We start from the raw sequence: 12,143 nt of genomic DNA on the forward strand, positions 1-12,143 counted from the left end.
GCGCAGCGGATCAGGCAGGTCAAGTGACCTGCCAGGGCTCAAGCAAGCGCGAGGCTTACTTATTGTCCTTGACCTCTTCGAACTCGGCATCCACAACGTCATCGCCGGCAGGCTTGTCGCTGTTGGTATCTGCCTTGGCTGCGCCTTCTGCATTTGGAGCAGGCTGCTCAGCATACATCTTCTGAGCCAACGGAGCAGAAGCCTGAGACAAAGCGTTCATCTTGGCCTCGATGGCTTCTTTGTCATCACCCTTCACCGCTGCTTCAAGCTCACCAAGCGCTTTTTCGATGGCCGCTTTTTCGTCAGCGCTCGCCTTGTCACCCGCTTCGGTAAGCATCTTGCGCGTGCCGTGCGCCAGCGCATCGCCCTGGTTACGTGCAGTTACCAGCTCTTCGAACTTACGGTCCTCATCAGCATTGGCCTCGGCATCACGAACCATCTGCTGGATCTCTTCTTCGGAAAGACCAGAAGACGCCTTGATGACAATGGACTGCTGCTTACCAGTGGCCTTGTCCTTGGCAGACACATGCAGAATGCCGTTGGCATCAATATCGAATGTGACCTCGATCTGCGGTACGCCACGGGGTGCTGGCGGAATCTCAGCCAAGTCAAACTTACCCAGGGACTTGTTCTGTGCAGCCTGCTTACGCTCACCCTGCAGCACATGAATAGTCACAGCGCTCTGGTTATCATCTGCCGTCGAGAACACCTGCGACTTCTTGGTTGGAATCGTAGTGTTTTTCTCGATCAGCGGAGTCATCACGCCGCCCATGGTTTCGATGCCCAGCGTCAGCGGACTTACGTCCAGCAGCAGAACGTCTTTAACGTCACCTGCCAGTACGGCACCCTGAATCGCAGCGCCGATAGCTACCGCTTCGTCAGGATTGACATCTTTACGTGCTTCTTTGCCAAAGAACTCAGCTACACGCTTCTGAACCAGAGGCATACGCGTCTGACCACCAACCAGGATCACCTCATCGATGCTGGACACATCGATACCGGCATCCTTCAGCGCCGTGCGGCAGGGCTCGATGGTGCGCTCGACCAAGTCCTCTACCAGCGACTCCAGCTTGGCACGGGAGATCTTCACGTTCAGGTGCTTGGGACCTGTTGCGTCTGCGGTAATGTACGGCAGGTTCACATCAGTCTGTTGAGCAGAAGAAAGCTCGATCTTGGCTTTCTCAGCAGCTTCTTTCAGACGCTGCATAGCCAGCGGATCACCCTTGAGGTTGATGCCGCTTTCTTTTTTGAATTCGTCTACCAGATAGTCGATCAGACGAATATCGAAGTCTTCACCACCCAGGAAGGTATCACCATTGGTCGCCAGTACTTCGAACTGGTGTTCCCCATCCACTTCCGCGATTTCAATCACGGACACGTCGAAGGTACCGCCACCCAGATCGTACACGATAACGGTGTGGTCGCCCTTGGCCTTGTCCAGGCCATACGCCAGCGCAGCAGCCGTCGGCTCGTTGATGATTCGCTTAACATCCAACCCTGCGATACGACCGGCATCCTTGGTAGCCTGACGCTGGCTGTCATTGAAGTAGGCCGGAACGGTAATTACCGCTTCGCTTACTGTCTCGCCCAGGTAATCCTCGGCGGTTTTCTTCATCTTTTTCAGCACTTCGGCAGAAATCTGCGGAGGAGCCATCTTCTGGCCCTTCACTTCTACCCACGCATCACCATTGTCTGCCTTGACGATGCTGTAAGGCACCATCTGGATATCTTTCTGTACCACATTCTCTTCGAAGCGGCGGCCGATCAGACGCTTGACGGCGTACAGCGTGTTTTGCGGGTTAGTCACCGCCTGACGCTTAGCAGGCTGACCTACCAGTGTTTCGCCATCGTTGGTGTAGGCAATAATGGACGGCGTGGTGCGAGCGCCTTCAGCGTTCTCAAGCACCTTTACATTGCCGTTTTCGAGGATGGCCACGCAGGAGTTGGTCGTCCCCAGGTCGATACCAATGATCTTACCCATGTTCACTCTCCAGAAATCTTGATTCCGTGCGATCCGTCTGCGGATCTTTTTTGCTCGGTTGTTTCACCAAATGGGGATCGAGCAGATTATTTCAAGCCTTTTCGTTAATTGTCGGCTGCTGATTCGAAGGTGCTTTGCTAACAACCACCATGGCCGGACGCAACAGGCGCCCATTGATGGAATAGCCCTTCTGGAATACTTTCAGCACGCTGCCCGGCTCGACATTGGCACTTTCTTCCATTGCCATAGCCTGGTGATGCTCTGGATTAAAGGGCGCACCATGCGGATCAATGACCTCTACCTGGTAACGCTTGAGCGTGTCCTGGAAAACCTTGAGCGTCAGCTCCATGCCTTCACGCATAGGGCGCAACGCCTCGTTGTTGGCATCCGACATCTCAAGACCACGCTCAAGGCTATCGATCACAGCCAATAGGTCGCCCGCGAACTTTTCCAAGGCAAACTTGTGCGCTTTCTCGACATCCTGCTCAGCGCGGCGACGGACGTTCTGCAACTCAGCCGCGCTACGCAGCATCTGATCTTGTGCAGCCGCTAGCTGTTCTTCCAATGACGCTACGCGAGCAGCCAGGTCATCTCCTTGAGAAGCCTGGGCGTCTTGATTGGTTTCAGGCTTTTGAATATCTGGATTTTGTTCGTCAGCCATGTCGTCCTCCTGTCGAATCAGTTGGCAGGCGAGGCGCCATATAAAGCGCTGCAAAGCCTGCGGTTCTGCCCGCAATATGGGGCCGGCTTTTAAAGCTTCAAGGGTTGAGCTTATTGCCAGAACGAAAAGAAAAACTGTATAAATGAACACCACTGAATAAATAACCAGATCAACAGATTTCGGAGCCCACCCACATGCTGGTGCATCTGTCCGTCCGTAATTACGCGATTGTTGAACATCTTGATCTTGAACTTGAGCGTGGCATGACAGTGATTACCGGCGAAACGGGCGCCGGCAAATCAATCATGCTGGATGCGCTCGGCCTTACCATGGGTGACAGGGCAGATAGCGGCGTAGTACGCCCTGGCGCCGACAAGGCGGACATTCTGGCCACCTTTGATCTGAAACGCATCCCCGAGGCGCAAAGCTGGCTGGCTGAGCGAGACCTTGATAATGATGGGTTATGTATTTTGCGCCGTGTTATTACAGCCGAAGGTCGCTCGCGGGCCTACATCAACGGGTCGCCCTGCCCTCAAGGGGACCTTAAGGCATTGGGCAGCCTGCTCATCGACATCCATAGCCAGCATGAACATCAGTCTCTGCTGAAAACGGATACCCATCGTCGCTTGCTGGATGAATTTGCCGAGGCAAAAGAGCTGGCACGCCAGGTACAGTTGGCTTCACAGCGTTGGCGCCAGACCAAGCAAACCCTTGAGCGATTGTCGAGCAGCGGTGAAGAACAACGGGCTCGCTATCAGCTGCTGAGCTATCAGCTTGAAGAGCTGGCAAATCTCGCTTTGAGCGAAGGGGAAATCGAAGCACTTGAACAAGAGCAGAAGACATTAGCCAGCGCAGAGCAGCTTCTTGTTGCCTGTCGTCAGGTCATCGACCTATGCAGTGAGGGCGAAGGCGGCAACGTCCTGTCGGCCCTGAACACAAGTACTCACCGCCTGGGCGGATTCAGTCATGCGCCCAAAGCGCTAGAGGAAGCGACAAACCTAATTGGTTCGGCGCAGATACAGATCGAAGAAGCCGTCTCCGAGCTCAACCGCTTTATCGATAACTTCGAGGCCGATCCAGAGCGCCAACAGGTAGTACAGGAGCGCTTGGATGCCATCTACACCATGGCGCGTAAACATCGCGTACAGCCCGAAGAGCTTGTTCACTTGCAGACACAACTTCAGAGTGAGCTCGAGTCGCTTAATGCTGATGATGCAGCGGTTGAGCGCCTCCAGGAAGAGCTGGCAGCGTATGCACGTCATTATCAGGAAAAGGCCAATGAACTGAGCGAACGGCGACAAACCCGTGCGCCCGAATTGGCGGCAGCCGTAGAGACAGAGATGCAGCGCCTCGGCATGCCTGGCGGTCGCTTCTCTATTACGCTACAGCCTGAATCCTCAGACGACCTGCAACCTTACGGTCAAGAAACGGTGGAGTTTCGCGTAAGCGCAAACCCAGGTCAGCCCTTGAAACCTCTGGCCAAGGTAGCGTCAGGAGGCGAGCTGTCTCGTATCAGCTTGGCCATTCAGGTCATCACAGCCCAGACGTCACGCGTCCCTACGCTTGTATTCGACGAAGTGGATGTAGGGATCGGCGGGCCTACTGCTGAAATTGTAGGTCAATTGCTACGACGCCTCGGCGAAGATGGACAGGTTTTAACCGTTACTCACCTGCCACAGGTAGCGGCTCAGGGGCATCACCACCTCTTTGTTCATAAGGAGCGTGGCGTCAGTGAAACACGGACGGCGGTTGCGATACTCGACAAACAGCGCCGCATTGAGGAAGTGGCCCGCATGCTAGGGGGCATCGACCTGACGCGCGAATCCCTTGCGCATGCCAAAAAGATGGTTACAGCGAAATAACAGCGTTAAGACGAAACAAAAACAGCGGCAAAGGCCGCTGTTTTTTATTGCGCAGCAAGGCTTATTTTCTTTTTTTGACGTACAGCACAAGATTGTGATCGACCAGCTCATAGCCGTGCTCTTCAACAATCTCACGCTGACGCTTTTCGATTGAGGCATCTGTGAACTCGATGACCTCGCCTGAGTCTACACACACCATGTGATCATGATGTCCCGTATCCGCCAGCTCAAACACGGCATGGCCACCATCAAAATTGTGGCGATCCACCAGTCCAGCGGCTTCAAACTGGGTCAATACACGATAAACAGTAGCGAGCCCGACATCCTCGCCGGCCTCCATTAACGCCTTGTATACATCTTCAGCACTCATATGGCGCTGACCGGCGGAATCCAGCATTTGCAGGATCTTGACCCTTGGAAGAGTCACTTTTAGCCCGGCTTTACGGAGCTCGTTATTTTCAACCATGTTCTTTCTCGGCTTCGAACGCTTCGCAGCACTTCGGAATGCAGGTATGATCAGAGTTCATTGCCTAGCAAGATAGTGGAAGTCTTCCCCCGATGCAAAACCTCAAGCTAACGCTGACCGGGCTTACCTTTCTGAGCCTCGCCACGCTCGCCGGATGTTCTTTTCCGGGGGTCTACAAAATTGATATCCAGCAGGGCAACGTTGTCACGCAGGACATGATAGACCAGCTTCGCCCAGGAATGACCCGACGACAAGTAAGGTTTATCATGGGGAGCCCCCTGATTACCGACACTTTTCACGCTAATCGTTGGGATTACCTCTATAGCATGCAGCCGGGTGGCGGTCAGCGCCAGCAGGAGCGTGTGAGCCTGGTTTTCGATGACAGCGATCATCTTGTAGGCCTCGCCGGCGACTTCAAACCGGGTGTTACCCGGGAGCAGGAAATCATGGGCACAGACGGTCAAACCGCTGCTCCAGAGACTTCCAGCCCAGCGGACCAACCCGCTCAACAGCAACCTCAGCAGCCGGTTGATCAACCGCCAGCACCTGGCTCAGTTGAAGAGCAGATCCAGCAGGAAATCGATAGAACACAGTCGACTCCAGTCCCTACGCCAGCCCCTATTGATACACAGAACGAATAGATTCCATTATCTATTTCAAATAAAAAAGCCCCGGTTGACGGGGCTTTTTTATGGGGGCGCCATGGTTAGCTGTCTGTCTTTAACAACAGGCTCAGCCCCTCACGCATAGACGTAACGCGATCAAAAGTGAAATATGCCTTCAGACGCGAGTTATCTGCTTTTGAATGACGGATGTCACCCGCGCGTGTTGCTGCATGTGTGATCTTGGGAAGACCACCTACTAAGTCGCCAACTTCCTGTAACAATTGATTCAGGCTAACGACTTGGCCGTGCCCTACATTGACAGCCCCAACCACGGGTTCAGCCCTTTCAAGACCTTGGACAATAAGCCCTACCAGATCGCCCACATATACAAAATCGCGGGTCTGCTCGCCATCGCCGTAAACGGTTATTGGCTCTCCCTGACGTGCTCGATCTGTAAAGATACTGATGACCCCCGAGTATGGTGAAGACGGATCCTGCCGAGGGCCATATATATTGAAGAACCGGAAGACGACCGGTTCCAGAGCGTGCTCACGGCGGTAGAAATCAAAGTAATACTCGCCAGCCAGCTTATCAGCTGCATAGGGCGTAAGCGGCGCCTTGGGCGTTTCCTCGGCAATGGCCTGCCCTTCTCCGTTCGGCCCATATACCGCAGCACTTGAAGCAAAAACCACACGGCGAACATGATGCTTGCGCATGGCTTCGCAGACATTCAACGTGCCTATAAAATTGCTCTGATGCGTACTAACCGGGTTGTCTACCGACGCCTGAACAGAGGCGACAGCCGCCAAATGCACAACAGCACAGCAACCTGTCATCGCTTGGTGGACCGTATCGGTATCGGCCACGTCCCCTTGAATGATTTCCAACCAAGCATTATCTGCTGGGAGATTGTCCCGTTTACCGGTAGAGAAATCGTCCAGTACCCGGACACGTTTGCCTTTGGCTAGTAGCACATCAACCAGATGAGAACCGATGAACCCGGCTCCGCCCGTTATGAGAATTGGTTGCTCAGTCATGGCGACTTCCTGTTTGCCGATAATAACGGTCCAGCAAAGCGGACATTCCGCTACGCCAGTTACGCGGCTTGACGCCAAACGTGTTCAAAATCTTTCTGCAAGCTAACACTGCATTTTGCGGCTCTTCAGAAGCATCGAGAGTCGCGCCATGAGCTCTTGGCTCAAGGTTTGGCTCTGGCATCCCGTGCAGAGTCAGGGCCTCGGCAATAATCGCCTGTCCCAGCGTCAATTGAGTAACAGCCTCAATACCGCCGTAATGATAGGTCCCCCACAGAGGAGCACTGCAATCCAGTTGTTTGATGACGGCTAGGATAACCCGCCCGGCGTCATCGACAGGGGTTGGACTTCCACGACGGTCATCAGCAAGCGGCATCAATTGCCCTACCTCAGCCCGCGACAGGAAACGGTCCAGCTCACCTTGCGGGCTTTCATCCAGAAGCCATCCCAATCGCAACAGAACATGCTGGGGGCACAAGGCACGTACTGTTTGCTCTATAGTCAATAGCGCCTGTCCGCGAACACCAAGAGGATTGGGCTCATCTTTCTCGCTATACGCACTCGCTCTACTCCCATCGAAAACACGGTAGCTGGAGGGCTGTATCAAGGCAATTGAGTAATGTTGGCAGAGTTCAGCCAGCCGCTCGATAGCACTGGCCTGCCGAGAGAGCTGGTCATCATCGACGTGCTCGGCCTGAAACCAGTCGAAATAATAGGCCAGGTTGATGATTACATCGGGACGGGTGTCATCAAGCAACTGAGTCAGGTGGCTGGCGTTCCAGCCCTGCGCTGGCGGACGAGGTGCAAGAAAGTGAATATCTTCTTCAGCACCCAGACGGATCAGCGCCTGACCCAGGGCATTACCGCCGCCCAACAGCATGAGGCGCATGCGCATGGAGTTCGGGTATCTTCCAAAATCTAATCATAAATGGCGTGCCTGAAAACAGGCACGCCGACAGTGTCATCATTGTGCAGCATAGCGGAAGCTTTCGTCATCCGCGTCAGGATGGGACAGCCTCAACGGTTGTCTCATCTTCGGTATTTTCTTTTGGCGCACGCAGCACATAGGCCGCTGCGCTCTTGAGATTGGGTAGCAGACGGCTGATCAAGGCCAATTGGGTCAGTACCAGACGATGCCCATCGTCAAGATCATCCGGAAACTGTTCCAGCTCATCAGCCAAGGCATTTTCTTCTTCTGCCGTAGGCACCAGAGAACGCCGTTCATTGAGCGCTTGGGCTATTTCAAGCAGCCCTGCGCTCAAGCGGTCCATGGCTTTTTCAATCAGGACATCTACGGGATGCTCAGCCAGCTGTATACGGTGAGCCCCTAATGCTGAGAGATAACCCAGCAAGGTATTGGATAACGCCAGAAAGCGAAACCCTGCCTCTAGATTACGGCGAAAATGCCCAGGCTCTCGCAACATGTTAGCCAGTGCTGCCGATAACATCGCGTCTGCGTTGTGTACGTTACGCCGCGCCACCCGGTAATTCAGATCATCCCGCTTGCCGTGGCGATACTGGTCGATGACGCTACGCAGGTAGTTATTGCTGGTCAGCAATGTGTTGGCCATCACCTGATGCAAGCGTCTTCCCTGCCAGTCGGGCAAGATAAAGAAGACAGCCAATACTGCGATTAGGCAACCGATAAGGGTATCGATCAGACGCGGCCAGATCAGACCGAAACCATCGCCCACCTGGTTGAAGCAGAACAGCACCATAACCGTGATAGCCGCTGTGGCAATGGTATATCGATCGGTCCGAGTCACGAAAAAGACCGTACCTGCGATAACCGCCAACGACAGCTGAGCCTCGGTACTGCCAAAAAGCTGCAGCAAGGCATTTCCCAACAATAGACCTATGACGGTACCCACTATTCGCTGAACCAGACGTACCCGCGTAGCGCCATAATTTGGACGGCATACGAAAACAGTCGTGAGCAATATCCAATAGCCGTAGTTCGGGTGAATCAAATGCAAGATGCCATAGCCGGCAGCCAGAGCAATAGCCATTCTCAGCCCATGGCGAAACAGAAGCGATGTTGGCGTAAGTTGCAGCCGTATGCGTTGCAACATGTCCTTGAGGGAGCGCGGCGCTGGATCAAGCAGGCTGGTATCCAACTCTCCTATATTGACATCAGGCTGGCTGGCATTGGAAAGCTGGCGCTCCAGAGTCGTCAGATTGGTGGATAACGAATCCAGAGAACGTAACAGTCCACGCCAACGGGGGTTGTTCTGCTGTTTGAGGTGTTCGATCGATGCGTGCAGGTCAGCCATAGCCTGATGACTCTGCTGGCCATACTCAAAGGGCTGCCGCAATCGAGTAGCCTCACCTAGCAAGGCACAAGCCTTTGCCTGCAGACTCAGCAACCGCTGGCAACGAAACAGCACATCGCTATGGAAAAACGCCTCGGTCAATGCGCTATAAGGATAATGGGAAGAGCTGGCCCGCTCGTGAATATCCTGAGCCATGAAATAGAGCTTGAAATAGAACCCCGAACGTACGCCTGGTCTACCCGAGCGGCCAAAGCGAATCAGAATAGTGGCCTTGGCCTTGTTCAGTGCATCGACAACACGCCCATTCTGCTGCGCCAGTTTCAAGCGGCGCTCATGGAGATCTACCTGACGCACCGGCTCAAGCAGATCAGCCTTGTAGCGTAGAAAGAGACCCAGTTCATAATACAAAGCTGCTAGGTGCTGCCGCACCGGCTGATGTGCAAACAAGGCACACCATAGCACCGATAGAAAGCCGTACCACGTGGCGCCCGCCAATAAAAGCGCGGGCTCATGCCAGATCGGCACCTCGCCTCCAAGCCGCTGATCCACACCGATCATTCCGTAGATGGACAAGATCACTGTTGCTTGGGCTATTGAACCATACCGCTCGCCAAGCGCGCCCAGCAACGTCAACAAGAATGTAGCCAGCGCCAGCCCACAGACAAAGATCCAAGGATAAGGGAACAGTATCTCCACAGAAAACGCAGCGATGGCAAAGCAGACCAGCGTTACCAGCAGGGACTTCAGTCGTCCCAGCCAATTGTCATCGGTCTCGGCCAGGGCACTGGCAATAATTCCGAGAAAGACAGGAGAAATGGAGCGTAGATCCCCTAGATACCAGCATACGGCCATAGCCCCTGTCAGGGCGACAAACACACGAACACTGTAGCTGGCCTTATCATGGGCCCACAAATGACGCAGAGGTTTGCCGAATAAAGTCATAGTGAGGCTTCGTTAGCTCCGTTGTGCCTCTTCAGCGAGGCTGTTACCAATAGACGCTGGGCAAAGAGGAAAAGACATCCTACAGATGAAAGTGTTTTTATTGTTTCCAGGCCAATCCACCAATACAAGGACAAGCAGCCTCAAAGATCGGCTCGAACAGGAATAACTGAAGCACACGTCTTGAGCGGTAAAAATAAAAAAGCCCAACTCTTTCAAGTCGGGCTTTTCGTTCAGAACCAGCTCAATACATATCAGAACGGGATATCGTCATCAAAGCTGTCGTAGTCTGGTGCCGGCTGCTGTGGCGCAGGTGCCGGACGGTTTTCACGCTGAGGCGCCGCAGCTTGCTGGGGACGAGGTGCCCGAGGCGCCTGTTGAGTCTGATTGTACTCATCGCCACCACCAGCAGACGCGCCACCACGGCCGCCCAGGAGCTGCATGGTACCGTTGATATCTACCACGATCTCGGTGGTATAGCGGTCCTGTCCGTCCTGGCCCTGCCACTTACGGGTGCGCAAGCTACCTTCCACATAGACCTGTGAGCCTTTACGCAGGTATTCCCCGGCAATTTCAGCCAACTTGCCAAAGAAAACCACGCGGTGCCACTCGGTACGCTCTTGCTGCTGGCCGGTCTGCTTGTCTTTCCAGCTATCACTGGTTGCCAGCGTGACATTGGTCACTGCATTGCCATTGGGCATATAACGAGTTTCCGGGTCGCCGCCGACGTTCCCGACCAGGATTACTTTATTAACACCACGAGCCATTTACTTCTCCTGAAATCTTCATCAATCAATGAGCTGCCGCCGCGGGATTTACCAACCGCTCCAAGGCCTCACGATTGACCTGTTTGGTATCTATTTTAACGTAGACCGCAGCTTCTTCCGCTACGACTACCGCGTCGGTAACGCCGGGCAAAGCCATTAGCCTATCAGTCAATGCCGCATCCTGGGCAACGGATGGCGCCAACGGCATGCGCAGACTGGTGACATAAGGGGGTTCGCGCATCGTAACAGCTATTAGCAGCCAAACGACACAAAGCGCCGCACACCCTAGAAAAACGGTATTCAACCCTCCATGCTGGAACAGCCAGCCACCTAAAATGCCACCGACCGCCGAACCCAGAAACTGACTGGTGGAATAGATGCCCATTGCCGTCCCCTTTCCTCCAGCAGGGGCCACCTTGCTTACTAGCGAGGGCAGTGAAGCTTCCAACAGATTAAAGGCAGCAAAGAATACAACGATGCCAATTACCAGTGCCGTCAGACTTTCATCAAAGGCAAAGAAAAACAGCTCACACAAAGCCAGTACCGCAATAGCGCCCACGAGCACCCGCTTCATCTGCCGCCTCTTTTCGCCATAGATGATAAAGGGCACCATGGCAAAGAACCCTACGACCAAGGCAGTCAGATAAACCCACCAGTGCTGCTCCTTGGGCAACCCGGCATGCTCAGCCAGTGCCAATGGCAGCGCTACAAAGCTGGACATCAGCACGGCATGCAATACGCCAATGCCAAGGTCCAGGCGCAAAAGGTCCTTGTTGCGCAACGTTTTGCCCAATGCCTGTTTGGCAACACTGGACTCGCGATGTTGCATGACGCGCGCCCCCTTGGGCACGAGGAAAAGAATCAACAGGAGTCCAATCAGCGCCAGCGCAGAAGTCGCCCAGAAGAGACCTGACAAACCAAACGAGCGCGTCAGCAGAGGACCGGACACCATTGCAACCGCAAAGGACACGCCAATACTCATTCCAATGGTAGCCATGGCCTTCGTACGATGCTGTTCGCGAGTCAGATCGGACAGCAGTGCCATCACGGCGGCAGAAATAGCTCCGCCCCCTTGAATGACACGACCCAGAATAACACCCCATATGCTGTGCGCATTAGCAGCCACTGCAGCACCTGCAGCAAACACCAGCAGGCCGGCAATGATAACCGGCCGCCGACCAATACGATCAGAAAGCGTACCGAAGGGAATTTGCAGTACAGCCTGGGTCAAACCATAAGCACCGATTGCCAAACCGATGAGGGCTGGCGTCGCATCTGCCAGCTCCTGACCATAGGTGGCCAGCACCGGTAACACCATGAACATACCAAGCATGCGAAAGGCAAACACAAGGGCCAGTCCGACCGCCGCACGGCGCTCTAAAGCGCTCATGCGGTCGCTGAGCTTATCGTGCATGAATACTCCTCTTGTCGGCACCTCAAAATTCATCGTGCCGGATAACTTTAAAAATAGCGAAAGAATGACCACATATAGGAAAGCGGGACGAAGCCCAAGCATGCCGACTTATACCCCAGACATGCTGTCCCTTGGCTGTAC

Annotated in this window: 10 protein-coding genes; 2 read left to right on the forward strand and 8 right to left on the reverse strand. The window is 54.2% G+C overall.

Going from position 1 to position 12,143, the window contains the following annotated elements; genetic code table 11:
• Positions 1-55: 55 nt before the first annotated feature.
• On the reverse strand, positions 56-1,981 hold the full coding sequence (gene dnaK, locus QWJ10_RS21805) for a molecular chaperone DnaK (protein ID WP_010796794.1): 1,926 nt from the start codon (positions 1,979-1,981) through the stop codon (positions 56-58).
• 91 nt (positions 1,982-2,072) lie between these two features.
• Positions 2,073-2,642, reverse strand: coding sequence for a nucleotide exchange factor GrpE (gene grpE / locus QWJ10_RS21810; RefSeq protein ID WP_019366093.1), 570 nt, complete (start codon positions 2,640-2,642; stop codon positions 2,073-2,075).
• A 194-nt stretch (positions 2,643-2,836) separates the two neighbouring features.
• On the opposite strand from grpE, the gene recN reads away from it, so the two are divergent.
• A complete protein-coding gene (recN, locus tag QWJ10_RS21815; RefSeq protein ID WP_289929658.1) occupies positions 2,837-4,504 on the forward strand; it encodes a DNA repair protein RecN in 1,668 nt (555 codons plus the stop codon).
• A 61-nt stretch (positions 4,505-4,565) separates the two neighbouring features.
• On the opposite strand, the gene fur is transcribed toward recN, so the two are convergent.
• Complete coding sequence (gene fur / locus QWJ10_RS21820) at positions 4,566-4,970, reverse strand: ferric iron uptake transcriptional regulator (protein ID WP_010796791.1); 405 nt, start codon at positions 4,968-4,970, stop codon at positions 4,566-4,568.
• A 92-nt stretch (positions 4,971-5,062) separates the two neighbouring features.
• Between fur and QWJ10_RS21825 the strand changes: the two genes are divergently transcribed.
• Positions 5,063-5,611, forward strand: coding sequence for an outer membrane protein assembly factor BamE (locus QWJ10_RS21825; protein WP_010796790.1), 549 nt, complete (start codon positions 5,063-5,065; stop codon positions 5,609-5,611).
• Between the two features lie 65 nt (positions 5,612-5,676).
• Here the strand turns inward: QWJ10_RS21825 and QWJ10_RS21830 are convergent, their stop codons facing one another.
• The 5 genes from QWJ10_RS21830 to QWJ10_RS21850 all read right to left on the reverse strand — a co-directional run bounded on the left by QWJ10_RS21830 (position 5,677) and on the right by QWJ10_RS21850 (position 12,002).
• Positions 5,677-6,612 (reverse strand): NAD-dependent epimerase/dehydratase family protein, encoded by a 936-nt coding sequence (locus QWJ10_RS21830; RefSeq protein ID WP_289929659.1) that lies wholly within the window; start codon positions 6,610-6,612, stop codon positions 5,677-5,679.
• Entirely contained in the window at positions 6,605-7,504 is a 900-nt protein-coding gene (locus QWJ10_RS21835) for a sugar nucleotide-binding protein (RefSeq protein ID WP_010796788.1), read from the reverse strand. The genes QWJ10_RS21830 and QWJ10_RS21835 overlap by 8 nt, the downstream gene beginning before the upstream one ends.
• A 106-nt stretch (positions 7,505-7,610) precedes the next feature.
• Positions 7,611-9,824, reverse strand: a complete 2,214-nt coding sequence (gene yccS / locus QWJ10_RS21840; protein WP_289929660.1) for a YccS family putative transporter — start codon at positions 9,822-9,824, stop codon at positions 7,611-7,613.
• 251 nt (positions 9,825-10,075) lie between these two features.
• Positions 10,076-10,588 (reverse strand): single-stranded DNA-binding protein, encoded by a 513-nt coding sequence (gene ssb / locus QWJ10_RS21845; RefSeq protein ID WP_019366098.1) that lies wholly within the window; start codon positions 10,586-10,588, stop codon positions 10,076-10,078.
• 25 nt (positions 10,589-10,613) lie between these two features.
• Positions 10,614-12,002, reverse strand: a complete 1,389-nt coding sequence (locus QWJ10_RS21850) for an MFS transporter (protein WP_289929661.1) — start codon at positions 12,000-12,002, stop codon at positions 10,614-10,616.
• Between the last annotated feature and the right edge of the window lie 141 nt (positions 12,003-12,143).

Origin of the sequence: Pseudomonas sp. WAC2 (genome assembly GCF_030403525.1) — a bacterium.
Lineage (GTDB): Bacteria > Pseudomonadota > Gammaproteobacteria > Pseudomonadales > Pseudomonadaceae > Chryseomonas > Chryseomonas luteola.